Consider the following 22,609-nt stretch of genomic DNA (forward strand, 5'->3'; position numbering starts at 1 on the left):
ACGTACTGCGGAACGCGCCGTGTCTGGTGGTGCCGTGCCTGGTGACCGAGGGGGCGCACGACTATCCGGACGCGCGGCGCTCGGCCGCCGAGCGCGAGATGTTCGTGGTCGCGGCCGGGGCCGGGGTTCAGAACCTGCTGGTCGCCCTGGCGGGCGAGGGTCTGGGGTCGGCGTGGGTGTCGTCCACCATGTTCTGCCGCGACGTGGTGCGCGAGGTGCTGGGGCTGCCCGGGGACTGGGACCCGATGGGCGGCGGGGCCGTGGGCTGGGCCGCCGCCTGCCGGGGGGCTTCTGTGGCCGCCGGCTGCTTCCGGCCGCCGTCGGTGCCCGACGGGATCTCCCGGCTGCGGCTGACCGCCCGTGCCGATCTGACGGAGGCCGAGCTGGACGCGGCCGCGGCCACCATCACGCGCACCGCGCCGCCCGTACGGCCGGACGCCTGACCGCCCGTGCGGCCGGCGGCTCACCCGGCGCCCGCCGATCGCCCCCGGGGCGGGTCCGCCGTGCGGTTCCGCTTCCCGGCGGTCCTGCGGCGCAGCCCGAAGGGCAGCAGCGCCCACACCGCCGCGCAGAACGCCAGCACGCACGCCGCCACCGCGATCCCCGCGGCCCTTCCCAGCACCACGTCCACCACGAGCAGCACGGACCCGGTCAGCGCCAGGGCGAGGACGACCAGCCCGGCCCCGGCCAGCCGCGAGGACACGTCGACGATCAGCCGCTTGACCCCGCGGCGGAACAGCGCCCGGTGCAGCGCCGCGGGCGCGGTGAAGAGGATGGAGGCGGTCACGGCCAGCAGCAGCGTGGTGACGTAGGTGCCGCGCTGCACCGTGTCCAGGCCGGTGAAGCGCTGGGTGAAGGCGAGGGTGAGGAGGAAGGCGAAGAGGATCTGGACGCCCGTCTGGATGACCCTCAGTTCCTGCAGCAGCTCGACGAAGTTGCGGTCGGCGCGTTCCAGGGGCGTCTCGTGGCGGTCGGTCATGTGCTCCGGTGTTGCCGCCCGGGGGCGCGCCACTCGCCGCCGACCCGGTACGGCTCCGGCCGTACGGGCCCGGGCCCGTACGGCCGGCCTCTCAGCTCCCGGGCTCGGGCGGGAGCCCGACCAGGCCCGCGCGCCGCCGCCCGTCCAGCACGCGCAGGGCCCGTGCCAGGGTGCGGGCGTGGAGCTCCGTCTCGCCGCGCTCGTACATCACCGTCAGCGCGTCCCGCAGCGCCGCCGCGCGGCCGGCGAGCGCCTGGGCGGCGCGCAGGGCCCCGTAGGTGTCGCGCCCGCGCGCGGGGTTGATCCTGCCCAGCAGATCGACCACCTCCAGATAGAGGTCGACCAGCTCGCCCTCGGCGCGGGTCAGGGCGGGCAGGGGCGGGGGTTCGGGAGGCATCCGGCCCGCCTGCCCGCTCACCTCGGCGCGCGCACGGCGCGGGGCCTCTTGCGGCCGGCCGTCAGCCGGTCCACGAGCCCGTATGCCACCGCGCCCTCGGCGTCGAGGAAGGTGTCGCGCTCGATGTCCCGCCGGACGCGCTCCAGCGGCTGCCCGGTGTGCTCGGCCAGCATCCCCTCCAGCCTCTCCCGGGTGCGCAGCAGCTCCCCGGCCTGGATCTCCAGGTCCCGGGCCTGTCCCCGGACGGGTTCGGGGAGGGAGGGCTGGTGGATCATGACACGCGCCCCGGGCAGGACCAGGCGCTTGCCGGGGGTGCCCGCCGCGAGCAGCACGGCCGCCGCGGAGGCGGCCTGCCCCAGGCAGACGGTCTCGATGTCGCAGGAGACGAACCGCATCGTGTCGTAGATCGCGGTCATCGCGGTGAAGGATCCGCCGGGTGAGTTGATGTAGAGCGAGATGTCCCGCTCGGGCGCGGCGTGTTCGAGGTGGACGAGCTGTGCCATGACGTCGTTGGCGCAGGTGTCGTCGATCGGGGTGCCGAGGAAGACGATGCGCTCCTGGAGCAGCTTGGAGTACGGGTCCAGCGTCCGGAGGCCGCCGCCGGTGCGCTCGGTGAACTCCGGCAGCACGTAGCGGGCGGCCGGCCGGCCGGGGCGGGCGGGTGACGGGGCGGCGGATCGGTACATGGCGGTGGGATCCCTCCGTGGGCTCGGCGAGGCGCCCTGCACACAGGCAACGCACAAAATGTACAGGAAGTACATCCGGTTATGCTGGGAGCATGGCCTACGAAATTCCGGTGACGCAAGCCCGTGCGGAACTCGCCGACCTGATCAACCGCGTGGTGTACGGCGGCGAGCGGGTGGTGGTGACGCGCCACGGGAAGCCGCTGGTGGCTCTGGTGACCGCCGCTGACCTGGAACGACTGCAGGAGCAGGACGCCGGCGAGCGGGACGGGGTGATCAGTACGGTCTCGGCCGTGCGCGAAGTGCCGTCCGCTCCGGGCGAACGGGGCCGTTTCGGCATCGCGGCACACCACCCCGCCCCGCCCGCCGGGGACCGCGGGCCGGGGCACCGGGGCGCGTAGGGGGCGAAGGCGCGCGGAGGGCGCGAAGGGACGTGCGAGAGCACCCGGCAGGCAGGGCGGCGGCCGCCCTGCCGGGCTCACCGCGCCGGCCCGCGCGCCGGGCGGCCGGTGCCCGGCGGTACCGGTCTCAAGGAGCGGCGTTCCCCGGGGCCGGGTCCGCGTCGTCGCCGGTCCTGCGCGCCTTCGCCTGCGCGGCCTTGGCGTCGGGCGCGTACAGGTCCACGTACTCCTGGCCGGAGAGGTTCATGATGGTGTACATGATCTCGTCGGTGACCGCGCGCAGCACCGTGCGCTCGCCGTGCTGGTCCGCGAAGCGCGAGAAGTCCAGCGGTTCGCCGAAGCGGATGGTCACCCGTCCGATCTTCGGCAGCACCCTGCCCGGCGGCTGGAGTTCGAAGGTGCCCACCATGGCGCACGGGACCACCGGCACCTCCGCCCTGAGGGCCATGGAGGCGACGCCGACCCGTCCCCGGTACAGCCGTCCGTCGTGCGACCGGGTGCCCTCGGGGTAGATGCCGAGCAGTTCCCCCCTGCGCAGTACCCGCAGCCCCTCCTCGACCGCGGCCTGCCCGGCGCCGCGGCCCGAGCGGTCGACCGGGATCTGCCCCACGCTGCGGAAGAACGCAGCCGTCAGCCTGCCCTTCAGACCCGGCCCCGTGAAGTACTCCGCCTTGGCGAGGAAGGTGATGCGCCGGTGCAGGATCGCGGGCATCAGGAAGTGGTCGGAGAACGACAGGTGGTTTCCGGCGATGATCGCCGCACCCTCGTCCGGGACGTTCTCCAGCCCCTCGATCCGGGGCCTGAACAGCAGTCGCAGCAGCGGGCCCAGCAGGACGTACTTGAGCACGTAGTAGAACACGGGGTGGCTCCCTACCGCACCGGACGGGCCTGCGAACTGCTTCTCCCCCGGCCGAGGAGCGGCCGGGAAGCGGCCGGGCAGACGATCGCAGAGGATTCAGTCTATGCGCGGGCGCCGCGGTGTGCGACCACCTCCCGCACCCCTCCGGCGCCGTGCCCGCGCCCGCCGGGCGACGGCTCCCGCGTCGGTCCGCGCCCGCCAACCCGCTCCCCGGGCCGCCCGGTTGCGCCCGGGGCGGGGAACGGCGAAGCCCGGACGGCCGCCGTCCGCGGGCGCAACGCCCGCCGGCGGCCGGCCGCCCGGGCGGCCGCGGCCGGTCTCAGTCCGTACCCGACTCGATCGCCGCGTGGTCGAGCGCGTCGGAGTCCACCGGTGTCTCCCCTCCCTCGTGACTGCCCGCCGAGATCGCCTCGGCGCCGCCCGGGGGCAGCTCGCCGATGAGTCCGCCCCACGCCGCGAGCTGGCCGTGGGCGGCGTACTGCTCCAGCTTGCTGCGCGAGTCGGCGATGTCGAGGTTGCGCATGGTCAGCTGCCCGATGCGGTCGTCCGGGACGAACGCCGGGTCGTGGCTGCGCTCCATGGACAGTTTCTCGGGGTGGTAGCTGAGGTACGGGCCCTGGGTGTCGAGGACGGAGTAGTCCTGGCCGCGGCGCAGCCGCACCGTGACGCTGCCGGTGACCGGGCGGCCGACCCAGCGCTGGAGGCTCTCGCGGAGCATGAGCGCCTGCGGGTCGAACCAGCGGCCCTCGTAGAGCAGCCGCCCGAGCCGGCGCCCCTCCACGTGGTACATGGCCACGGTGTCCTCGTTGTGGATGGCGTTGAGCAGCCGCTCGTAGGCCACGTGCAGCAGTGCCATGCCGGGGGCCTCGTAGACGCCGCGGCTCTTGGCCTCGATGATGCGGTTCTCGATCTGGTCGGACATCCCCAGACCGTGCCGGCCGCCGATGAGGTTGGCCTCCCGCACCAGTTCGACCGCGCTGGGGAACGCGCGCCCGTTGATCCGCACGGGGCGGCCGTGCTCGAACTCCACGGTGACGTCCTCGGCGGGGATGTCGACCCCGGGGTCCCAGAAGCGGACGCCCATGATCGGGGCCACGATCTCCATCGGGGTGTCGAGGTACTCCAGGCGCTTGGCCTCGTGCGTGGCGCCCCAGATGTTCGCGTCCGTCGAGTACGCCTTCTCGGCCGAGTCGCGGTAGGGCAGGTCCCGCTGCGACAGCCAGGCGGACATCTCGTGGCGCCCGCCGAGCTCGGCCACGAACGCCCGGTCCAGCCAGGGCTTGTAGATCCGCAGGCCGGGGTTGGCGAGCAGGCCGTAGCGGTAGAACCGCTCGATGTCGTTGCCCTTGTAGGTGGACCCGTCCCCCCAGATGAAGACGTCGTCCTCGCGCATCGCCCGCACCAGGAGGGTGCCCACCACCGCCCGGCCGAGCGGGGTGGTGTTGAAGTAGGTCTGCGCGGCCGAGCGGATGTGGAAGGCACCGCAGGCCAGGGCGGCCAGGCCCTCCTCGACCAGGGCGTCGCGGCAGTCGACCAGCCGCGCCCGCTCTGCGCCGTACGCCAGGCCCCGCTCCGGCACGTCGGCCAGGTCGGGCTCGTCGTACTGGCCGACGTCGGCCGTATAGGCATAGGGGACCGCGCCGCGCTCGCGCATCCACGCCACCGCCACAGAGGTGTCCAAACCCCCTGAGAACGCGATGCCGATGCGCTCACCGACTGGAAGTTTATTCAGTACCTTCGACATGTATGCATCCTAGACCCGCATGCGCGCGGGGATGCCGCCCGTGCCGGGGGAGCGGCCCGGGCGCGGGAGACCGGAAGGTGGCGCCGCGGGCCCCGGCCGGGGGGAGCGGCGTGCGCCGACCGGGTGAAGGGCCGGGCGAGGTTCCTTGCCCGTAATGCTCCGCCACGGTGGTCTTGGGCGCGCAATCGTGCCCAGCCCCCTGGAGGCCCGCATGTTCCCGCGCCCCCGCACCACCGTCGTCGCTGCCGCCGTCGCCGCGCTCCTGGCTCCGGCGTCCGCCGCCCTCGCCGAGGCCCCCGGGCCGGAGCCGGCCCGCGGCGAGGTCTTCCTGACCGTCTCCGACGCCGAGGACACCTGGACGCGGGGCGTGATGCTGATCTGCCCGGACGGCGGTGGCGGTCCCCACCCCCGCGCCGCCGAGGCCTGCCGCGACATCGACCGGTCCGGGGGCGAACTGCGCCAGCTCTCCGACCGCCGGCGCGACTGCACCAACGAGCACAGGCCCGTGGTGGCCGAGGCCGCGGGCACCTGGCGGGGGAGCCGGATCCACTGGCGGTCGGAGTTCCCCAACGCCTGCGACCTCCTCAGGCAGACCGGGGCGGTGTTCGACTTCTGAGCCCGTGAGCCCGCAAGGGCGCGTGAGCCCCGGCCCGGACGCCGTCCGGGCCGGGGCTCACGCGCCCTTGCGGGCGGGCCGGGCGCCCGTTTCGCGGAGCGGCTCACCGCCCCCGCGACGTCGTCGTCATGCCCAGGGTCACCAGCCCCAGCACCACCCACGCGAACCACAGCCAGCCGCTGCCGCCCAGCGCCACCGAGTAGGCGGTCACCAGTACCAGGGCGGCCACCGTGGTGATGGTCATGGCCTTCGCCGTCTCCGGCATCGCTCGCACCTTCCTCCCGAGTCGGTCGGAGCGGGGTCTCCGGCCGCCGCGGCCGTCGCCGCCGCGGCCCGGGCCCCGTCCTGTCCGGCCTCGGCCCGGCGCACTACTGGCCGCGGGCCTGCAACGACGCCAGGTAGGCGTTGTACGCGGTCAGGTCCTGGTCGCCGTTGCGGTCAGCGGCCCGGTCGTCGCGCCGAGCCTGCCGCTGTTCGGAGAAGTACCACTGGAAGACGAGCGCAATCAGCACGATGACCGTGGGAATCTCGCTGAACGCCCAGGCGATGCCGCCCGCGGCGTTCTGGTCGGCCAGCGCGGTGACCCCGAGCGAGGCGGGCGGGTTCGCGTACGCCTGGACCATCGGCTCGCCGGCCATCATCAGCGCGATGCCGAAGAAGGCGTGGAAGGGCATGCCCGCGAACAGCTCCAGCATCCGCATCACGTAGCCGGGGCGGTGCGGTCCGGGGTCCACGCCCATGATCGGCCAGAAGAAGACCAGCCCGACCGCCAGGAAGTGCACCATCATCCCGATGTGCCCGGCCTTCGACTCCATCAGGAAGTCGAACAGCGGCGTGAAGTACAGCGCGTACAGGCTCGCGATGAACATCGGGATGGTGAATCCCGGGTGCGTGACCACCCGCATGTAACGGCTGTGCAGTACCGCCACCAGGATCTCGCGCGGCCCTCCGCGGCCGCGCCCGGCGGCCGGGAGCGCGCGGAGCGCCAGCGTCACGGGGGCGCCCAGCAGCACCAGGATCGGCGACAGCATGCTGATCACCATGTGCTGCACCATGTGCACGCTGAACAGCACCATGCCGTAGTCGTTGAGCCCGGTGCACATCACCAGCGCGACCGTCAGCACGCCCAGTGCGAAGGAGACCGTGCGGCTCGTCTGCCAGGTGTCGCCGCGCTGCCGCAGCCGCAGAACGCCCCAGCCGTAGAGCACCAGCGCCAGCAGGCAGCTCACCAGGAAGAACGGCTCGGGGGAGAACTCCAGGCCGCGTCCGAGAGTGAACGGCGGCAGATCCGCCATCGTGCCGTGTCCGTCGTGGTCCATCCGCAGCTCTCCCGATTCGTGCCGATCCGCTCGGACCAGAGTAGGACCGCCCCCGGCCGGGGTTCCGGCCGGGGGCGGTTCTGACCTGGCCCGGACGGGCGCCGGGCGGGGCCGTCAGGCGGGCTGGGTCGCCGCCGCGATCCGCTCGGCGCGAAGCGCCTCGTACCACCGGTCGTCCACCGGCGGCAGCGCGTTCACGTCCAGGGCCAGCTTGAGCAGCAGGTCCGCGATCTGCGGGTTCCTGGCCAGCACCGGACCGTGCATGTAGGTGCCGAAGACGGTGTCGTTCCAGGCGCCCTCGGTGCCGTCGCCGGTCCCGTTGCCCCGGCCCAGCCGCACCCGGGCCAGCGGCCTCGCGGTCGGGCCCAGGTGCGTGATGCCCTGGTGGTTCTCGAAGCCCGTCAGCTGGGGCAGGCCCAGCCGCTCGTCCATGTCGGCCAGCACGTCGCCGACGCACCGCTCGCCCTCGCCGCGGGTGCTGGTGACGTCCAGCAGGCCCAGGCCCGGCTCGCGCTGCCCGAGGTCGTTGATGAACTCGTGCCCCAGGATCTGGTAGCCGGCGCACACCGAGAAGACGATGGCGCCGTTGTCCACGGCCCGGTTCAGCCCGCCGTCGCGGCGCAGCCGCTCGGCCGCCAGCCGCTGCGGCCGGTCCTCGCCGCCGCCGACCAGGTAGATGTCCCCGGAGGTGGGGATCGGCTGGTCGGAGCGGACGTCGATCCGCTGCACGCCCAGTCTGCGCTGCCGCGCACGCCGCTCCACCACCAGTACGTTGCCCTGGTCGCCGTAGGTGCTCAGCAGGTCCGGGTAGACCCACACCACGCGCAGGCCGCTCTCACTCATGCTCGCTCGCATCCTCGCCGTGTCGTCGGCGTCTCTGGCATCTCTGGCGTCTTCGGCCGTCTCGCCCCGGCCGTGGTCCGAAGGGCCCGGGATCAGTTGCCGACGATGCGGCGCAGGTCCTGGAAGGCGGTGTAGTTGGCGATCGCCTCGATCCGGCCGGGCGGGCACTGCCGTACCGCCTCGGCGGCGTTCTCGCAGACCTGGAAGTCGACCCCCGCGACCTCCAGCCGGACAGCCAGGTCCAGCTTGCGGTCGCCGATCACGCAGATGGGGTGCCCGGCCAGCCGGGAGTAGTCCACGTCCCACAGCCAGGAGGTGTCGGTGCCGTCCGCGCCGCGCGCGTTGACCGACAGGATCACGGGCGCCGGCGGGCCGTCGATCAGGGAGAAGGTCTCCAGCCAGCCGGCCGGGTTCTTCGCCAGCAGCAGCCGGATCTCACGGCCCTGGAAGGACACCACGTCGTAGCGGCCGGCCACCGCGGTCACCGAGTACATCCGCTCCAGCGCCGTCTGGGGCGGCACCCCGAAGGCGGCGGCGACGGCCGCGGAGGTGGTGGCGTTGGCCTTGTTGGCCCGGCCGGGGAGCTGGAGGTGGATCGGCCAGGCCGACCCGTGCGGGTCCAGCACGTGGTCACCCGACAGGGCCCAGCTCGGGGTGGGGCGGCGGAAGCCGCACTCGCCGCAGAACCAGTCGTCCCCGGGGCGCTGCATCACGCCGCCGCAGGCCGGGCAGGACCAGGCGTCGTCCTTCCACTCCTGGCCCGCGGCCACCCACACCACGTTGGGGGAGGAGGAGGCGGCCCACACCACCAGCGGATCGTCGGCGTTCGCCACGATCACGGCCTTGGAGCCGGACAGGCCCTCGCGCCAGCGCTCGGCGAGCATCCGGGTCTCGGCGGCGCGGTCGAGCTGGTCGCGGGAGAGGTTGAGCAGGGCGATCGCCTTGGGGGTCACGTCGCGGGCGACCGCGGCGAGGTACTTCTCGTCCACCTCGATGACGCCGTAGCGCGCGTCGCCGCTCCCGGCGAGCGCCGCGGTGATGCCCGCGGGCATGTTGGCGCCCAGCGCGTTGGAGACGACCGGGCCGGCGGCCCGCAGGGCCTCGGCGATCAGCCGGGTCGTCGTGGTCTTGCCGTTGGTCGCCGACACCAGGACGACGTCCAGGTTCTGGGCGAGCTTGGCCAGCAGGTCGGGGTCGAGTTTGAGAGCCACCCGTCCGCCGATCACCGACCCGCTGCCGCGGCCCGCGGCCCGTGACACCGCCGCGGCTGCCTTGCCCGCCGTCACGGCCAGTTTGGCCCGCGGCGGCAGCGGCTCCGTGTTGCCTGCCATCGTCCTTGTCCCTCCTTGCCCCTGGGTCGGGGATCAGCCTACCGAGGTCCGCTCCCGGCCCCGAACCGCGCCACCCCTGGATGATCAACACGGCGTAGGGTGACGCCCATGCACCGCGGCGCCATTCCCGGAAGTTCCGGTTCCGTCCATCCCCTGCGGCTGTCGGCCGACCCGGCCCTGCGCACGCGCTGCGCGGAGGCGGTGTCCTTCGACGCGGAGCTGGCCCGCCTGGTGGAGGACCTGTTCGCGTCGATGTACGCCGCCCGCGGTGTGGGGCTGGCTGCCAACCAGATCGGCGTCCCCGTGCGGGTGTTCGTCTACGACTGCCCCGACGACGAGGACCGCCGCCACCTGGGTCATGTGGTCAACCCGCGCCTGGTGGAGACCGGCGGCGTCATCGTACGCGGTCCGGAGAGCTGTCTGTCCCTGCCCGGCGCGGAGGCCGCCGTGGAACGCCACGACCGCGCCGTGGTGGCGGGGTACGACAGGACGGGGGCGCCGGTGCGGATCGAGGGGACCGGCTTCTTCGCCCGCTGCCTTCAGCACGAGTGCGACCACCTCGACGGGGCCGTGTACACCGACCGCCTCACGGGGCTGCGCCGCCGCCGGGCGCTGCGCGCGGTGCGCCGGGCTCCGTAGCCCGGGGCTGTGAGCACCGCCCCGCGGCGCCCGCGGGGCGGTGCTCACAGCCCCGGGCCGCCGGCCAGGTCCTCCGCCGTGGCCAGGCCTCCCCACAGCAGGTCGGCCAGGTGCCGCACCAGCCGTTCCCGCGGGCAGGGCCTCTCGCCCAGCCACCAGTCGCCCGCCGCGTGCATCATGCCGACGATCCCGTGCCCCCACACCCGGGCCCGCTCCTCGCGGTCGGCGCCGAGTTCGACGCGTTCGGCGATCACCGTGGCCAGTTCCTCGCCGAGCCTGCGCAGCAGCGGGGCCGAGTACTGGCCGACGTCGAAGCCGCGCTCGCCTCCGGGCTCCTCGGCCGGGTGCATCAGGAAGCGGTAGACCTGGGGCCTGGCCTCGATGGCGGCCAGGTACGTGTCGAGGGCGGCCTCCACGCGCTCGCGCCGGTCGGTGGGGGCGTCCAGGGCGGCCCGCAGCGCGTCCACCAGGGCGTCGGTGTGCCGCACCGCCAGGGCGCGGTAGAGCCCGCCCTTGTCGCCGAAGTGCCGGTAGAGGATGGGCTTGGTGATCCCGGCCTCGGCGGCGATGGCGTTCATCGAGGCGCCCGGGCCGTCGCGCAGCACCACGCGCTCGGCGGCCTCCAGGAGTTCCCGGCGGCGGCGCTCGGTGGCGCTGCGCTGGTCCTCCCGATGTGTGGTCTCCATGTTCCTCGGCCTCCCCGACCCTGCTGTGACGCCTCGCTGCCGCCTGAGCGCAACGTAACACCCGCGGGGCGCGGGGGAGGGCGCCGACGGTGGGAGGTTGACATCGCACTGGCCGGTAACATATTCACGTTACCGCTAGTAACAACGGATGGAGGGGCTTCCATGGCGGAGTTCGCACTCGACCTCAACGACGACCAGAAGGCCGTACGGGATTGGATCCACGGCTTCGCGGCCGACGTCATGCGCCCCGCCGCCGCGGAGTGGGACGAGCGCGAGGAGACGCCCTGGCCCATCATCCAGGAGGCGGCCAAGATCGGACTGTACTCGCTCGACTTCTACGCCCAGCAGTACTTCGACCCCACCGGTCTGAGCATCCCCATGGTCATGGAGGAGCTGTTCTGGGGCGACGCGGGCATCGGCCTGTCGATCGTCGGCACCGCGCTGGCCGCCGTCGGAGTGCTCGCCAACGGGACCGAGGAGCAGATCGGCACCTGGATCCCCCAGATGTACGGCGACGCCAACGACGTGAAGGTCGCCGCCTTCTGCTCCTCCGAGCCGGACGCCGGATCGGACGTCTCGGCCATGCGCACCCGCGCGGTCTACGACGAGGCCAAGGACCAGTGGGTGCTCAACGGCACCAAGACCTGGGCCACCAACGGCGGCATCGCCAACGTCCACGTCGTCGTCGCCGTCGTCGACCCCGAACTCGGCTCCAGGGGGCACGCCTCCTTCGTGGTCCCGCCGAACACCCCCGGCCTGTCCCAGGGGCAGAAGTTCAAGAAGCACGGCATCCGCGCCTCCCACACCGCCGAGGTGGTGCTCGAGGACGTCCGTGTGCCCGGCCACTGCCTGCTGGGCGGCAAGGACAAGCTCGACGAGCGCCTCGCCCGCGCCCGTGAGCGGGCGAAGGAGGCGAAGAAGGGCGGCGAGCGAAGCGAGACGGGGGTCCCCCCGGCCGGAGGCCGGGGGAGGGTGAAGAACGCCGCGATGGCCACCTTCGAGGCCTCCCGCCCCGCCGTGGGCGCCCAGGCCGTCGGCATCGCCCGCGCCGCCTACGAGGTCGCCCTGGACTACGCCATGACCCGTGTGCAGTTCGGCCGGCCGATCATCGACAACCAGGGCATCGCCTTCCAGCTCGCCGACATGCGCACCCGCATCGACGCCGCCCGGCTGCTGGTGTGGCGGGCCTCGTGGATGGCGGCGGCGGGCAGGCCCTTCGAGGGCGCCGAGGGGTCGATGTCCAAGCTGTTCGCCGGCGAGACCGCCAAGAGCGTCACGGCCCAGGCGATGCAGATCCTCGGCGGCAACGGCTTCACCCGGGAGTACCCGGTGGAGCGCATGCACCGGGACGCCGCCATCTACTCGATCTTCGAGGGCACCAGCGAGATCCAGCGCCTGGTCATCGCCCGCACCGTCTCGGGCGTGCACGTCCGCTGACCTCCCGCCCCGCCCGGCGGGCCGCCGAACCCGCGGCCGGCCCGCCCGGCGGGTACCGGACGGCCACCGCTTCGGCCTGCGGTGATTGCCGCACCGGTACCGGCGCAGTACCGTTGGGGCATGTCGGCTCTGAACGTGGACTTCAGCGACCAGGAGCTCCAGGACCTGCGGGAGATCGCCCGGGAGCGCGGGATGACGATGAAGGCACTGGTGCGCGAGGCCACCGCCGCCGACATCGCGCGCCACCGGGCTCTGAAGGAGGCGGCCGAGGTCTTCCGCCGCTTCTTCTCCGACCCCGCCGCCGAGCGGGCGTTCGCCGACGCGTTCCCCGACGACGAGCCCCGCGGGGGAGCCCCGGGCCGGGCCGCCTGAAGCGGGGGCCGGGCCGAGCCGTGACACCCGTCGTCCACATAGACGTGCCCTGGCTGCTGCAGCGGCACGAGGAGGTCCTCCCGGACCAGCCGGCGATCTCCGACTTCTCAGCCCTCGTCGCGGCCGTCGCCCGCCACCGGGTCGACCCGCCGCGGCTGGGGACCGATCCGGACCCGGCCTGGCGCGCCGCGGCCCTGCTGCACACGCTGGTGCTGCTCAGGCCCCTGCCCGCCGGGAACGCGCGGTTCGCCTGCGCCACCGCCGTCGCCTACATGCACGCCTCCGGTGAGGGGATCGACGCCCCCTACGGCGCCCTGGTGGACCTGGCCCGGGAGATCCTCTCCGGCGCGGCGGACGTCTTCACCGCCGCCGACCGCATCCGCTCCTGGCGCATCTGACGCCCCCTCCGCGGCGGCCCGCGGCCCCGTCCGGCCTCCGGGCCGCTTCGCGACCCGCCGCGTTCACCCGACACGACCGCAGCCATTCGGGCTGATCCGGGCGACGTGCCGAACCGGCCCGCGAACCGGCCGCCAAGCCGCCGGCGCATGTCCGGGAGGGCCCAACACCCGCTGCCGGCAGGCCTCTTCACACGCCGGCCGGTCAGCCCCCGGAACGGGCGCCTCTGTCGGCGGGTCGACAGTGAGCATGTTCACAAAACGCCTTCGATCGACCGATCGGGAGCTTTTCTGACGCACTATCCGTAGAAGACCGCAAGTCCCCGCTGAAGGGCGGGGCCGCCCGGACGGACGCCCAATCCTGCCGTCGCCCGGGTGAGAAACGGACCATGACCAGACGGCAGGAGCGGGAGACCCGAGCAAGCCGGGCCGCGCACGACGCGGCCCTTGGGGTGAAGCCACGCGACGCGTGGCCGGGCAACTTCGCCAGCCCGAACCCGACAGGTCATCTTTCGCAGGCGTATGACGAAGGGTTCACTCATGTCTGCGCACGCACGCATACCGGGTCCGCTGTCCCGGGCGGGCATCACCACCGCCGTCACCGCCGCCACCCTGGCGGGAACGGTGCTCATCCCGTCCGCCGCACCCGAGGCCGAGGCGGCCACCCCCGCGAGCAAGGCGCTCAAGGTCGCGGCCTCCAAGAAGGGCGCGCCCTACAGCTACGGCGCCGCCGGCCCCAACCGGTTCGACTGCTCGGGACTCACCCAGTACTCGTACAAGAAGGCGGGCAAGAAGCTGCCGCGCACCGCGGCGGCCCAGTACAACCGCTCGAAGAAGGTCTCCGCCAAGTCGCGCAAGAAGGGCGACCTGGTCTTCTTCCACTCGGGCGGCAGTGTCTACCACGTCGGCATCTACGCCGGCGAGGGACGGATCTGGCACTCTCCGAAGCCGGGCAAGACCGTCCGCAAGGAGAGGATCTGGACCAAGAGCGTGCGCTACGGACGCGTGAGGTGACACGGAAGCACCCCAGCCGGACCGGGCCGGGCCCCACAAGGGCCCGGCCCGGTCCGGTTCGGCTCCTGGCGATTACGCCACGGGCGTGAAGCCGTTCCGCCCGGCCGCACCGGCGGGCACGCTCGGCCCATGAGACTTCTGGTGCTGGGTGGAACGGAGTTCGTCGGCCGGGCGGTCGCGGAGGAGGCGCTGGCACGCGGCTGGGAGGTGACGGTCCTCAACCGGGGGCGCCACGACCCGCCGCCCGGCGCCACCGCGCTGCGGGGCGACCGCACGGTCCGCGGCGGGCTCGCCGCCCTCGAGGACGCGGCCGCCGGCTGGGACGCCGTGGTGGACACCTGGTCCGGGGCTCCCGCCGCCGTCCGCGACGCCGCGGCCGTGCTGGCGCCACGGGCGGGGCACTACGCCTATGTCTCCAGCCGCTCGGTGTACGCCTACCCGTCCCCGGCCGGCCTGGACGAGACGGGTCCGCTCGTCGACGCCCCGCCCGGCGACGGCGACGGCGCCGACTACGCCATGGCCAAACGGGGAGGGGAGACGGCCGTCGAGGCGGCCTTCGGCGACCGGGGCCTGCTGGTGCGGGCGGGACTGATCCTGGGCCCGTACGAGAACATCGGCCGGCTGCCGTGGTGGCTGCTGCGCATCGCCCGGGGCGGCGAGGTCCTGGCGCCGGGCCCCCGCGACCTGCCCCTGCAGTACGTGGACGCGCGCGATCTCGCGGTCTGGACGCTGGACGCCGCCGAGCGCGGACTGGGCGGCCCGTACAACCTGGTGAGCCCACCCGGCCACGCCACCATGGGAGAGCTGCTGGAGAGCTGTGCGCGGGCCACCGGTTCCGGCGCCGTGCTGCGGTGGACCGATCCGGAGAGGATCCTCGCGGCGGGGGTGCGGCCGTGGACGGACCTGCCGGTGTGGACTCCGCCGGGCGAGCTCCACGACGCCATGCACCGGGGCGACGTCTCCCGGGCCGTTGCGGCCGGACTGCGCTGCCGTCCCGTGGAGCGGACCGTGGCCGACACCTGGGCCTGGCTGTGCGGCCTGGGCGGTGAGCCGCCCCTTCGTCCCGACCGCCCCCCGGTCGGGCTGGCGCCCGAGAGGGAGGCGGAGATCCTCCGCACGGTGGGGAGCGGGTCCCCTCGACGGTGATCCCGGCCGTTGCGGGAGGGGAGCCCGCCGTGACGCCGTGCCGGGCGGAGCAGGCGCCGGGCCCGGGGAGAGGCCCGCGGACCGGCCGTGTGCCGGAACGGCCTGTGACCATCGCCCGCACCGGGGTACAGGTGGGGCTATGAGCACTGAACAGACCGGACAGACCAAGGAAGGGGCATGCCTCGTCGAGATCGAGCTGCCCCACTGCACCGCTTCGAACGCGGCGGCCGTCTTCGCCGTCCTGAGGTCGGCGTTCCCCGAGTCGCCCGAACTGGGCAACGGCGGGGGTGGGGCCGGGACGGACGGCGAGCAGCGCAAGTTCTGGGTGGGCACGGTCGACGTCCGCACACACGGCGAGGTGGAGTGCACCCTGGAACTCGGGGAGCCGGTCGAGGCGGACCTCAGCGGCGGCCCCGACGCGGTACGGCAGGTCAGGGAAGCCCTCGCGGGCTTCTACGACGTGACGGCCGAGCCCCGGATCTCGGGTGACCAGGAGGTGGAGGTGCGGCTGAAGCTCGCCCAGCGCTGACCGGCCCGCGGCGGTGCCGGCCGGCCCGCGGCCCTTCGGCGCGGCACGCCCCCGAACCGCGCCCGTCCTCCCGCCGGGGCGTGCCGGCCGCCGACTGAGACCGCCGCGGGCGGGTACGCGCCCCCGCGAACGGAAGCGAGCGAGGACGAGCGGGAGCGGCGGGCAGCCGCCGGCCGTACCGGCCGGCGGCCGGCCCTCTCCCCACCACCCCGGGAGGGACCCATGCCCATCTCGACCACCAACCCGGCCACCGGCGAGACCCTGCAGACCTTCGAGGCCCTGGGCGCGGAGGAGATCGAGGAGCGGCTGGAGCGCGCCCGCGCCGCCTTCGAGGAGTACCGCACCACCGGTTTCGCCGAGCGCGCCGAACTGCTGCACCGGGCTGCCGACCTGCTGGAGAAGGAGCGGGACGACATCGCCCGCACCCTGACCACCGAGATGGGCAAGCCCCTCACCGCGGCCCGCGCCGAGGCCGCCAAGTGCGTGAAGGCGATGCGCTGGTACGCCGAGCACGCCGGGGAACTGCTGGCCGACGAGCACCCCTCACCGGCGGACGTCGAGGACAGCGGCGGCAGCACCGCGTACGTGCGCTACCGCCCGCTGGGCCCGGTCCTGGCGGTGATGCCGTGGAACTTCCCGCTGTGGCAGGTGATCCGCTTCGCGGCCCCCGCTCTGATGGCGGGCAACACCGGCCTGCTCAAGCACGCCTCGAACGTGCCGCGGACCGCGCTGTACCTGGAGGACCTCTTCCGCCGCGCCGGTTACCCGCGAGGCTGCTTCCAGACCCTGCTGATCGGCTCCGGCGCGGTGGAGGACGTCCTGCGCGACGACCGTGTGGCCGCCGCGACGCTCACCGGCAGCGAACCCGCCGGGCGCTCGGTGGCCTCGGTCGCCGGCGACGAGATCAAGAAGACCGTTCTGGAGCTGGGCGGCAGCGACCCCTACCTCGTCCTGCCCTCGGCGGACGTGGTGAAGGCGGCCGAGGTCGCGGTGACCGCGCGGACCCAGAACAACGGCCAGTCCTGCATCGCGGCCAAGCGCTTCATCGTGCACCGGGAGGTGTACGAGGAGTTCACCCGGCTGTTCGTGGACGGCATGAAGGCCCTGAAGGTGGGCGACCCGATGGACGAGTCCACCCGGGTCGGGCCGCTGGCCAGCGAGAGGGGCCGGGCCGACCTGGAGGAACTGGTCGAGGACGCCCGCGAGCGCGGCGCCACAGTGCTGTGCGGCGGACGGCGGCCCGCGGCCCACCCGGCCGGCTGGTTCTACGAGCCCACCGTCCTGGCGGACGTCACACCCGGGATGCGCGTCCACCGCGAGGAGACCTTCGGCCCGGTGGCGACCCTCTACCGGGCGGCGGACCTGGACGAGGCGATCGAGGTGGCCAACGACACCCCCTTCGGTCTGAGCTCCAACGTCTGGACCCGCGACCGGGAGGAGCAGGACCGCTGTGTGCGCGACCTGCGGGCGGGCGGCGTCTACTTCAACGGCATGACCGCCTCGCACCCGGCGATGCCCTTCGGCGGGACCAAGCGCTCGGGCTACGGCCGGGAGCTGTCGGGGCACGGCATCCGCGAGTTCTGCAACGTCACCACGGTCTGGCACGGCACGCCCCCGGACGTGCCCACCGCCGAGTGAGGCACGGCGGTGGTCGGTGCGAGGCGATGGAGGGACGGGGTGCGACGGAGGTGGGTCGCGTCACACCTCGTCCAGCCTCAGCTCCGCCCACACCACGCGCCCCCGCGCCTGGGCCGCGGGTATGTCCCCCCAGGAGTCCGCCAGGGCGTCGACGAGCTGCAGGCCGCGCCCGCTGGTCGCCTCCGGGTCCGCCGAGCGGGCCGCGAGCCCGGGTGCGCCGGTGCCCTGGTCGCGCACCTCTATGCGCAGCCGCCGGTCGCCGTGCTGGAGGAGGCAGGCGATCCTGTCGCTGACGGTGTGGACCACGGCGTTGGTGACGAACTCGGACACGACCAGCTGTGCCGTGTCGACCACGCTCTGTGGACAGTGCCAGCGGTGCAGCCATTCCGCGAGCAGATGCCGGGCCACGCACACCGAGGAGCGCTGGGCGGGCACTTCGAACTCCGCCCGTTGCCGCGATCGCTGGGGGTGGACTGCCGGCAGCATGGGTGCCATGTGCGCTGAGCGGGGGAGAAGAGCCATCAGCGGCTCGCCTTTCGTACGCCGGTGGGCGTCGGGGCCGGTGCGCCGTGTGCGGCGCCGGGCCCGAGGGAGGGGCCGGCGCCCGGGAACGCCCGCTGACCGGTCACCGCGTCCAGTGCGCCGCGGTGGGGAGGGGCGGCGAGGACACGGGGGCCGCGGGAGGGGCGGGAGGACCCGTGCACCGGTACGGTTCGACGCCGGTGTGACCGCGTCGTGAACTGGATCACCCGGCTACTATGCTCATCGGTGTCCGCAAAAGGCAAGAAGAGTTCTGCAAATTGCAAGATTTAAATCACAGCCTGGCTGTGCCGCCGAGGTCGTGGCACACTGCTCTGCCGGTGAGGCGCGAGCGGAGAGGGAGAGACCATGGGCGAGTCCCGGTCGGCACCGACCGTGGGGCAGATCGTCCTGGGGCTGCGCCTGCGTGACCTGCGGGAGCGCGCCGGGAAGTCGTTCGAGGAAGCCGCCCGGGTCCTGAGCGTCACCACGTCCACGGTCCGCCGCATGGAGAAGGCCGAGGTGGGCCTGCGCCCGCTCTACGTCAAGGCGCTGCTGGAGAGCTACGGCATCGGGGCGGAGGAGACCGACGCCTTCCTCGCGCTGGTGGAGAAGGCCAACAAGCCGGGCTGGTGGCACCGCTTCCGCAGCGTCCTGCCGGACTGGTTCAGCCTCTACGTCAGTCTGGAGAGCGAAGCCGACCTCATCCGCTCCTACGAGCCACACTGCGTCCCCGGCCTGCTCCAGACCGAGGACTACGCCCGTGCCCTGCTGCGCACCGGCTTCCCCCGGGCGGACGAGGAGGAGCTCGACCGGAGGGTCGCGCTGCGCACCGGGCGGCAGCAGCTCCTGGCCAAGCCCGACCCTCCGCGCCTGTGGGCTGTGCTGGACGAGCAGGTGCTGCGCAGACCGGTCGGCGGCGCCGATGTCATGAGGGCCCAGATCGACCGCCTGGTAGAGGTCTGCGCCAGGCCCGAGATCAGTCTGCAGATCATGCCCTTCAGCGCGGGGCCCCACCCGGGGATGTTCGGTCCCTTCCAGCTGTTCCGGTTCAGCTATCCGGAGCTGCCGGACATCGTCTACACCGAGAGCCTGACCGGTGCCGTCTACATCGACGAGCGCCCCGAGGTCACCACCTACCTGGAGGCCCTCGACCGCATGGTCACCCAGGCCCTGCCGGTCCAGGACACCGAGCGGAAGCTCCTCGAACTGCGCGACGCCTTCTGAGGCCGGCCCCTCCCGCGCCGGGCCGTCCGGCCTCAGCCCTCGGGAGGGCGGCCGGTGCGCAGCATCCGCAGCACGGCCTCCTCGATCGCCCCCCGGGTCGCGGGGACCCCGAAGGCGGCCCGGTCCCCGAGCCGGTGCAGGGCCGGGGCGATGGTCACCCCCTCCTCGTACAGTTCGATCACCCGCGGGTTGACGTACGAGGCGCGGCACACCGCCGGGGTGTTGCCCAGGTACTCGGAGACCTCCTTGACGGCGCGGGCGACCGCACGGCGGCGGGCCGCCTCGCTCCGGTCGGCGAACCGCGATACGGCCAGGGCGACGGACGCCAGCACGGTGGCGTGCCAGGTGCGGAAGTCCTTGGCTGTGATGTCCACCCCGCCCAGATCCTTCAGATAGGCGTTGAGGTCCTCGCCCGTCACCTCGCGCCACACCGGCCGCTCCCAGTAGGCCAGCAGCCTCTCGCCGCCCCCGCGGCGGCGTTTGAGGGCGCGCACCGCCCGGAACGTCGCGGGGTCCGCCACGGCGCGCACCACCTCCCGGCCGTGCTTGCCGGTGTAGGTGAAGGTCACCTCGCCGCCCGCGCAGTCGGCGTGCTCGCGCAGCAGGGTGGTCAGGCCGTAGGAGTTGTTCAGTTCCGCGTAGCGCTCGCCTCCGACGCGGAAGAATCCCAGGTCCAGCAGGCGGACCGCGGTGCCCAGCACCCGCTCCCGGGTCAGCCCGCGCTCGTCCAGGTGCGCCCCGATCGTCTCGCGGATGCGGGGCAGCGCCTCGGCCGCCTCCAGCACGTGCTCGTGCTTGGCCTTCTCCTGCTCCGCCCGGAACCGCGGGTGGTACAGGTACTGGCGGCGTCCGGCGGCGTCGGTCCCGACGGCCTGGAGATGGCCGTTGGGCCTGGGGCAGATCCACACGTCCTTCCAGGCCGGGGGGATGACCAGGGCCCTGATCCGTTCCAGTTCCGCCGGGTCGCGCAGCGGCCGGCCCTCGGCGTCGAGATAGCGGAAGCCGCGGCCGTGGCGCCTGCGGGTGTAGCCGGGACCGCCGGGCCGGATGTGGCGCAGACGCAAGCGGTCCTCCCTGACCTCTGTCCTGTGACCGGCGTACGGCCGCGCGGGCGTGCGCCGGTGGGGTGGTGCTTGTTCCCCCTTCCGGCCCTTTCATGACCCGTTCGCCAGGCCCGGTCGTGTGACCGAACCGGGGCGCGTACTTGCGCCCGGCCGGGGAATTCGCTGGATCGGACGACCGCCTGAGGAGGCTGTGGCGATGAGAAGCGTCGGTGTCGAGGAAGAGCTGCTCCTGGTGAGCGCGGAAAGCGGTGAGCCGCAGGCCGTCTCGGGAGCGGTGCTGGCCTCCGTGGGCGAGGGCGAGGAGCTGGAGAAGGAGCTCCAGGAGGAGCAGCTGGAGACCGGGACCCGCCCGCGTACGCAGATGGTGGACCTGGCCGTGGAGGTGCGCCGGTGGCGCGGCGCGGCGTCGCAGCGGGCGCGCGCGGTAGGGGCGGAGGTCGCGGCACTGGCCACCTCGCCGCTGGCGGCCGACCCCTCGCTCAGCCCCGGCGAACGCTACCGGCGGATGGCCCAGGAGTACGGGCTGACCGCCCAGGAGCAGCTCACCTGCGGACTCCACGTCCATGTGGGCGTGGAGTCCGACGATGAGGGGGTCGCCGTCCTGGACCGGATCCGGCCGTGGCTGGCCCCGCTGCTGGCGATGAGCGCCAACTCCCCCTTCTGGCAGGGCGAGGACAGCGGGTACGCCAGTTACCGCAACAGGGTGTGGGGCCGGTGGCCGTCGGCGGGGCCGGTGGAGGTCTTCGGCTCGGCCGGGAACTACCGCGAGCGGGTGCGCTCGATGATCCGGACGGGGGCGCTGCTGGACGAGGGGATGGTCTACTTCGACGCCCGGCTGGCGCGGAACTACCCCACGGTCGAGGTGCGGGTCGCCGACGTGTGCCTCGACGCCCGCGACACGGTGCTGCTGGCGGCGCTGGTCCGCGCACTGGTGGAGACCGCGGCCCGTCAGTGGCGCGCGGACGAACCGCCCGCGCCGGTGGACGTCGGCCTGCTGCGCCTGGCGGCGTGGCGGGCGGGCCGCTCCGGGCTCTCCGGGGAACTGGTGCACCCGGTGACCTTCGAGCCCGCGTCCGCGGAGAGCGTCGTGGGCGCCCTGCTCGACCACACCGCACCGGCCCTGTCGGACACCGGCGACCTGGCGCTGGCCAAGGAGGGGGTCGAGGACCTCTTCCGGCGCGGCAACGGCGCCGCCGCCCAGCGTGCCGTCTTCGAGGAGACGGGCGGCGACCTGAGCGCGGTCGTGGCCGAAGCGGTGCGCAGGACCGTGGCCTGAACCGGGTCCCGCCCGCACGGGCGGGGCTCAGCGTTTGGCCGTGTCCTTGACCATCGCCGCGGCCAGCACCTTCTGCTTGAGCCGGGCCACGCAGTCCTCGCACGCGGAGAACACGGCCGTCCTCCCGCGGTAGCCGACCTCCGCGAGAGGGTTCAGCGGCACGCCGCCCCGCCCGCACCACAGCCAGCAGACGGAGCCCCGCCCGGCGGGGGAGGGGCTCCGTACCTGCTCCTCGACCTGCTCCTCGAGCCGGCTGATGCAGTCCTCGCAGGCGTACAGCGGGGCGTGGGTGCCCCAGGAGACCACCGGTCCGAGCCAGGTCACCGCCGTGCCGCTGCGCAGGCACCACAGCCAGCAGTCGCCGACGACCCAGGCGCACCCGCCGCCCTCCGCCTGCTCCGGCACACCTGCGGGCACGCCGGGGGGCGGCCCGGGGGGCGAGGCGCCGCACTCCCGGCCGGTGTCCGTCTCGGTGGGCACGGGGCGCCTCCTCTCCGCACGGGGGAGCGGCCGTCCGCTCTGCGGTCCCCCGTCATGCGTACCCCGGATCGGGCGGCGGGGACAGCGGAACTCCGGCCAGCCTCGCGGGCGCGCCCCCTGGGCTCCCGGTGGCGGCAGGAATGCCGGAACCGGGCCCGCCCACCTGCGCGTCCACTGGTCGCGGCCGTCGACCGGACGGCCTTGGACAGGGGGGTACACCACTGTGTTTCGGACATCTCGGGGAAGACTGTGCCGGGCAGCCGCCATCGCGGCGATCGCCGCGGCGGCGCTGACCGCCTGCCAGCCGGAGGACCTGCCGGCGGACGACGCCTCGTCGTCCGCGCTCCCGGAGGCGTCGGCGACCGCGTCCCCGGACGCGTCGCGGCCGGCCGTGCCGGGCGGCGAGCGGTCCCTGGTGGACGCGGCGGAGGCGGGGGGCCTGCGCAAGCACACCGGAGACGGCGCCGTCACGGACGTACCCGTCGACCCGGGCGAGATGCGCGAGGGCATGCGGCTGGTCGTCAGCCACTTCGCCGACCCGGACGGCGGCGACCCGATCCTCTTCGAGGGCGTCGACAACGTCCCCGAGGACACGAGCAAACGCCGCGAACACCTCTTCCGCGGCATGCTGGAGTACATCGAGTGGGACCCGGAGCTGGGGCAGCCCCTGGCGGAACCGGTGGCCGACCCCGGACCGCTGGGCGGCTCGGTGGAGTGCCTGACGGCCTCCCTGGCCGAGAACGGCCAGGTGATCTGCGGCTGGGCGGACGAGAGCACCGCCGCGGTGGCGCTGTTCCCCGACAGCACCTCCGACGAGGCCGGGAAGCTGTTCGTCGCCATGCGCGGCGATCTGGAGCGCTGACCCCGGACGCCGGCACAACGGCCCGCCCGCGCGCTCCTCACGGCGCACCGATGGCCGATGCGAAGGTACGAATGGGGCGGATCGGGGTACAGGCACACGCGCACGGCGGATTCCGGACGCCTCCGCCGCGTGAACCCCCGTTCGAAGGAGACC

27 protein-coding genes and 1 riboswitch are annotated in these 22,609 nt (G+C 73.6%); of the genes, 14 read left to right on the forward strand and 13 right to left on the reverse strand.

The features are described from left to right. Positions 1 to 443, forward strand: a 443-nt coding sequence (locus tag ACLIYP_RS20900) for a nitroreductase family protein (RefSeq protein ID WP_412714656.1), incomplete at its 5' end; no start/stop codon positions are given. A gap of 20 nt (positions 444 to 463) precedes the next feature. Here the strand turns inward: ACLIYP_RS20900 and ACLIYP_RS20905 are convergent. The 3 genes from ACLIYP_RS20905 to ACLIYP_RS20915 form a co-directional block, all read right to left on the reverse strand. Continuing rightward, on the reverse strand, positions 464 to 979 hold the full coding sequence (locus tag ACLIYP_RS20905; protein ID WP_412714657.1) for a DUF6328 family protein: 516 nt from the start codon (positions 977 to 979) through the stop codon (positions 464 to 466). A gap of 91 nt (positions 980 to 1,070) precedes the next feature. Beyond that, entirely contained in the window at positions 1,071 to 1,376 is a 306-nt protein-coding gene (locus ACLIYP_RS20910; protein ID WP_412714658.1) for a hypothetical protein, read from the reverse strand. A gap of 17 nt (positions 1,377 to 1,393) precedes the next feature. Further along, entirely contained in the window at positions 1,394 to 2,062 is a 669-nt protein-coding gene (locus tag ACLIYP_RS20915) for an ATP-dependent Clp protease proteolytic subunit (RefSeq protein WP_412714659.1), read from the reverse strand. A 92-nt stretch (positions 2,063 to 2,154) separates the two neighbouring features. Here ACLIYP_RS20915 and ACLIYP_RS20920 point away from each other — a divergent pair, with 92 nt between their 5' ends. Continuing rightward, positions 2,155 to 2,460: a type II toxin-antitoxin system Phd/YefM family antitoxin gene (locus ACLIYP_RS20920; RefSeq protein ID WP_412714660.1), complete on the forward strand. Its 306-nt coding sequence runs from the start codon at positions 2,155 to 2,157 to the stop codon at positions 2,458 to 2,460. Between the two features lie 127 nt (positions 2,461 to 2,587). Here the strand turns inward: ACLIYP_RS20920 and ACLIYP_RS20925 are convergent, their stop codons facing one another. Beyond that, entirely contained in the window at positions 2,588 to 3,319 is a 732-nt protein-coding gene (locus tag ACLIYP_RS20925) for a lysophospholipid acyltransferase family protein (RefSeq protein ID WP_412714661.1), read from the reverse strand. Between the two features lie 319 nt (positions 3,320 to 3,638). Next, entirely contained in the window at positions 3,639 to 5,063 is a 1,425-nt protein-coding gene (gene argG / locus ACLIYP_RS20930) for an argininosuccinate synthase (RefSeq protein ID WP_412714662.1), read from the reverse strand. Positions 5,064 to 5,274: 211 nt separating this feature from the next. Here argG and ACLIYP_RS20935 point away from each other — a divergent pair, with 211 nt between their 5' ends. Continuing rightward, positions 5,275 to 5,679 (forward strand): SSI family serine proteinase inhibitor, encoded by a 405-nt coding sequence (locus tag ACLIYP_RS20935; protein ID WP_412714663.1) that lies wholly within the window; start codon positions 5,275 to 5,277, stop codon positions 5,677 to 5,679. A gap of 103 nt (positions 5,680 to 5,782) precedes the next feature. Here ACLIYP_RS20935 and ACLIYP_RS20940 read toward each other — a convergent pair whose 3' ends face one another. From ACLIYP_RS20940 to ACLIYP_RS20955, 4 genes are all read right to left on the reverse strand, one after another. After that, a complete protein-coding gene (locus tag ACLIYP_RS20940; protein WP_412714664.1) occupies positions 5,783 to 5,944 on the reverse strand; it encodes a hypothetical protein in 162 nt (53 codons plus the stop codon). Between the two features lie 103 nt (positions 5,945 to 6,047). Then, entirely contained in the window at positions 6,048 to 6,998 is a 951-nt protein-coding gene (locus tag ACLIYP_RS20945) for a cytochrome c oxidase assembly protein (protein WP_412714665.1), read from the reverse strand. A gap of 114 nt (positions 6,999 to 7,112) precedes the next feature. Next, a complete protein-coding gene (locus ACLIYP_RS20950) occupies positions 7,113 to 7,841 on the reverse strand; it encodes a type 1 glutamine amidotransferase (RefSeq protein ID WP_093658310.1) in 729 nt (242 codons plus the stop codon). Positions 7,842 to 7,933: 92 nt separating this feature from the next. Next, the gene (locus ACLIYP_RS20955) at positions 7,934 to 9,172 is read right to left on the reverse strand and encodes a MurT ligase domain-containing protein (protein WP_093658308.1); all 1,239 of its coding nucleotides are present in this window, start codon (positions 9,170 to 9,172) and stop codon (positions 7,934 to 7,936) included. 108 nt (positions 9,173 to 9,280) lie between these two features. Between ACLIYP_RS20955 and def the strand changes: the two genes are divergently transcribed. Next, positions 9,281 to 9,811 (forward strand): peptide deformylase, encoded by a 531-nt coding sequence (def, locus tag ACLIYP_RS20960; protein ID WP_412714666.1) that lies wholly within the window; start codon positions 9,281 to 9,283, stop codon positions 9,809 to 9,811. Positions 9,812 to 9,855: 44 nt separating this feature from the next. On the opposite strand, the gene ACLIYP_RS20965 is transcribed toward def, so the two are convergent. Next, the gene (locus ACLIYP_RS20965; RefSeq protein ID WP_412714667.1) at positions 9,856 to 10,497 is read right to left on the reverse strand and encodes a TetR family transcriptional regulator; all 642 of its coding nucleotides are present in this window, start codon (positions 10,495 to 10,497) and stop codon (positions 9,856 to 9,858) included. Positions 10,498 to 10,659: 162 nt separating this feature from the next. Between ACLIYP_RS20965 and ACLIYP_RS20970 the strand changes: the two genes are divergently transcribed. From ACLIYP_RS20970 to ACLIYP_RS21000, 7 genes are all read left to right on the forward strand, one after another. Then, positions 10,660 to 11,934 (forward strand): acyl-CoA dehydrogenase family protein, encoded by a 1,275-nt coding sequence (locus ACLIYP_RS20970; protein WP_412714668.1) that lies wholly within the window; start codon positions 10,660 to 10,662, stop codon positions 11,932 to 11,934. Positions 11,935 to 12,054: 120 nt separating this feature from the next. Further along, positions 12,055 to 12,306, forward strand: a complete 252-nt coding sequence (locus tag ACLIYP_RS20975; RefSeq protein ID WP_412714669.1) for a hypothetical protein — start codon at positions 12,055 to 12,057, stop codon at positions 12,304 to 12,306. Positions 12,307 to 12,326: 20 nt separating this feature from the next. Continuing rightward, a complete protein-coding gene (locus ACLIYP_RS20980; protein WP_093658298.1) occupies positions 12,327 to 12,704 on the forward strand; it encodes a toxin Doc in 378 nt (125 codons plus the stop codon). 372 nt (positions 12,705 to 13,076) lie between these two features. After that, a riboswitch (cyclic di-AMP (ydaO/yuaA leader) is annotated at positions 13,077 to 13,238 on the forward strand. A gap of 3 nt (positions 13,239 to 13,241) precedes the next feature. Continuing rightward, positions 13,242 to 13,715, forward strand: coding sequence for a C40 family peptidase (locus tag ACLIYP_RS20985; protein WP_093658296.1), 474 nt, complete (start codon positions 13,242 to 13,244; stop codon positions 13,713 to 13,715). A 129-nt stretch (positions 13,716 to 13,844) separates the two neighbouring features. Continuing rightward, positions 13,845 to 14,861 (forward strand): NAD-dependent epimerase/dehydratase family protein, encoded by a 1,017-nt coding sequence (locus tag ACLIYP_RS20990; RefSeq protein ID WP_412714670.1) that lies wholly within the window; start codon positions 13,845 to 13,847, stop codon positions 14,859 to 14,861. Between the two features lie 139 nt (positions 14,862 to 15,000). Continuing rightward, complete coding sequence (locus ACLIYP_RS20995; RefSeq protein WP_412714671.1) at positions 15,001 to 15,390, forward strand: hypothetical protein; 390 nt, start codon at positions 15,001 to 15,003, stop codon at positions 15,388 to 15,390. Between the two features lie 222 nt (positions 15,391 to 15,612). Next, on the forward strand, positions 15,613 to 17,028 hold the full coding sequence (locus ACLIYP_RS21000) for an NADP-dependent succinic semialdehyde dehydrogenase (RefSeq protein ID WP_412714672.1): 1,416 nt from the start codon (positions 15,613 to 15,615) through the stop codon (positions 17,026 to 17,028). A 60-nt stretch (positions 17,029 to 17,088) separates the two neighbouring features. On the opposite strand, the gene ACLIYP_RS21005 is transcribed toward ACLIYP_RS21000, so the two are convergent. Continuing rightward, positions 17,089 to 17,523 carry an ATP-binding protein gene (locus tag ACLIYP_RS21005; protein ID WP_412714673.1) on the reverse strand — a complete coding sequence of 145 codons (435 nt, stop codon included), beginning with the start codon at positions 17,521 to 17,523 and terminating at the stop codon, positions 17,089 to 17,091. 393 nt (positions 17,524 to 17,916) lie between these two features. Between ACLIYP_RS21005 and ACLIYP_RS21010 the strand changes: the two genes are divergently transcribed. Continuing rightward, positions 17,917 to 18,774: a helix-turn-helix domain-containing protein gene (locus ACLIYP_RS21010; RefSeq protein ID WP_412714674.1), complete on the forward strand. Its 858-nt coding sequence runs from the start codon at positions 17,917 to 17,919 to the stop codon at positions 18,772 to 18,774. Positions 18,775 to 18,806: 32 nt separating this feature from the next. Here the strand turns inward: ACLIYP_RS21010 and ACLIYP_RS21015 are convergent, their stop codons facing one another. Next, the gene (locus ACLIYP_RS21015) at positions 18,807 to 19,838 is read right to left on the reverse strand and encodes a DNA topoisomerase IB (protein ID WP_412714675.1); all 1,032 of its coding nucleotides are present in this window, start codon (positions 19,836 to 19,838) and stop codon (positions 18,807 to 18,809) included. Between the two features lie 196 nt (positions 19,839 to 20,034). Between ACLIYP_RS21015 and ACLIYP_RS21020 the strand changes: the two genes are divergently transcribed. Next, on the forward strand, positions 20,035 to 21,114 hold the full coding sequence (locus tag ACLIYP_RS21020; RefSeq protein ID WP_412714676.1) for a glutamate--cysteine ligase: 1,080 nt from the start codon (positions 20,035 to 20,037) through the stop codon (positions 21,112 to 21,114). A 27-nt stretch (positions 21,115 to 21,141) separates the two neighbouring features. On the opposite strand, the gene ACLIYP_RS21025 is transcribed toward ACLIYP_RS21020, so the two are convergent. Next, the gene (locus ACLIYP_RS21025; RefSeq protein WP_412714677.1) at positions 21,142 to 21,594 is read right to left on the reverse strand and encodes a hypothetical protein; all 453 of its coding nucleotides are present in this window, start codon (positions 21,592 to 21,594) and stop codon (positions 21,142 to 21,144) included. A 223-nt stretch (positions 21,595 to 21,817) separates the two neighbouring features. Between ACLIYP_RS21025 and ACLIYP_RS21030 the strand changes: the two genes are divergently transcribed. After that, on the forward strand, positions 21,818 to 22,456 hold the full coding sequence (locus tag ACLIYP_RS21030; protein WP_412714678.1) for a hypothetical protein: 639 nt from the start codon (positions 21,818 to 21,820) through the stop codon (positions 22,454 to 22,456). Positions 22,457 to 22,609 lie beyond the last annotated feature (153 nt).

Origin of the sequence: Streptomyces nanhaiensis, assembly GCF_046614825.1 — a bacterium.
GTDB classification, from domain to species: domain Bacteria; phylum Actinomycetota; class Actinomycetes; order Streptomycetales; family Streptomycetaceae; genus Streptomyces; species Streptomyces radiopugnans.

What these genes read in the sequence shown, in the direction of transcription:
- ACLIYP_RS20975 (WP_412714669.1), top strand. Translation starts at nt 12,055, where the DNA reads ATGTCGGCTCTGAACGTGGACTTCAGCGACCAGGAGCTCCAGGACCTG.
- ACLIYP_RS20905 (WP_412714657.1), bottom strand. Translation starts at nt 979, where the DNA reads ATGACCGACCGCCACGAGACGCCCCTGGAACGCGCCGACCGCAACTTC.
- ACLIYP_RS21000 (WP_412714672.1), top strand. Translation starts at nt 15,613, where the DNA reads ATGCCCATCTCGACCACCAACCCGGCCACCGGCGAGACCCTGCAGACC.
- ACLIYP_RS20950 (WP_093658310.1), bottom strand. Translation starts at nt 7,841, where the DNA reads ATGAGTGAGAGCGGCCTGCGCGTGGTGTGGGTCTACCCGGACCTGCTG.
- ACLIYP_RS21010 (WP_412714674.1), top strand. Translation starts at nt 17,917, where the DNA reads ATGGGCGAGTCCCGGTCGGCACCGACCGTGGGGCAGATCGTCCTGGGG.
- ACLIYP_RS20985 (WP_093658296.1), top strand. Translation starts at nt 13,242, where the DNA reads ATGTCTGCGCACGCACGCATACCGGGTCCGCTGTCCCGGGCGGGCATC.
- argG (WP_412714662.1), bottom strand. Translation starts at nt 5,063, where the DNA reads ATGTCGAAGGTACTGAATAAACTTCCAGTCGGTGAGCGCATCGGCATC.
- ACLIYP_RS20995 (WP_412714671.1), top strand. Translation starts at nt 15,001, where the DNA reads ATGAGCACTGAACAGACCGGACAGACCAAGGAAGGGGCATGCCTCGTC.
- def (WP_412714666.1), top strand. Translation starts at nt 9,281, where the DNA reads ATGCACCGCGGCGCCATTCCCGGAAGTTCCGGTTCCGTCCATCCCCTG.
- ACLIYP_RS20915 (WP_412714659.1), bottom strand. Translation starts at nt 2,062, where the DNA reads ATGTACCGATCCGCCGCCCCGTCACCCGCCCGCCCCGGCCGGCCGGCC.
- ACLIYP_RS20970 (WP_412714668.1), top strand. Translation starts at nt 10,660, where the DNA reads ATGGCGGAGTTCGCACTCGACCTCAACGACGACCAGAAGGCCGTACGG.
- ACLIYP_RS20965 (WP_412714667.1), bottom strand. Translation starts at nt 10,497, where the DNA reads ATGGAGACCACACATCGGGAGGACCAGCGCAGCGCCACCGAGCGCCGC.
- ACLIYP_RS20990 (WP_412714670.1), top strand. Translation starts at nt 13,845, where the DNA reads ATGAGACTTCTGGTGCTGGGTGGAACGGAGTTCGTCGGCCGGGCGGTC.
- ACLIYP_RS20955 (WP_093658308.1), bottom strand. Translation starts at nt 9,172, where the DNA reads ATGGCAGGCAACACGGAGCCGCTGCCGCCGCGGGCCAAACTGGCCGTG.
- ACLIYP_RS20945 (WP_412714665.1), bottom strand. Translation starts at nt 6,998, where the DNA reads ATGGACCACGACGGACACGGCACGATGGCGGATCTGCCGCCGTTCACT.
- ACLIYP_RS20935 (WP_412714663.1), top strand. Translation starts at nt 5,275, where the DNA reads ATGTTCCCGCGCCCCCGCACCACCGTCGTCGCTGCCGCCGTCGCCGCG.
- ACLIYP_RS21020 (WP_412714676.1), top strand. Translation starts at nt 20,035, where the DNA reads ATGAGAAGCGTCGGTGTCGAGGAAGAGCTGCTCCTGGTGAGCGCGGAA.
- ACLIYP_RS20910 (WP_412714658.1), bottom strand. Translation starts at nt 1,376, where the DNA reads ATGCCTCCCGAACCCCCGCCCCTGCCCGCCCTGACCCGCGCCGAGGGC.
- ACLIYP_RS21005 (WP_412714673.1), bottom strand. Translation starts at nt 17,523, where the DNA reads ATGGCACCCATGCTGCCGGCAGTCCACCCCCAGCGATCGCGGCAACGG.
- ACLIYP_RS20940 (WP_412714664.1), bottom strand. Translation starts at nt 5,944, where the DNA reads ATGCCGGAGACGGCGAAGGCCATGACCATCACCACGGTGGCCGCCCTG.
- ACLIYP_RS20920 (WP_412714660.1), top strand. Translation starts at nt 2,155, where the DNA reads ATGGCCTACGAAATTCCGGTGACGCAAGCCCGTGCGGAACTCGCCGAC.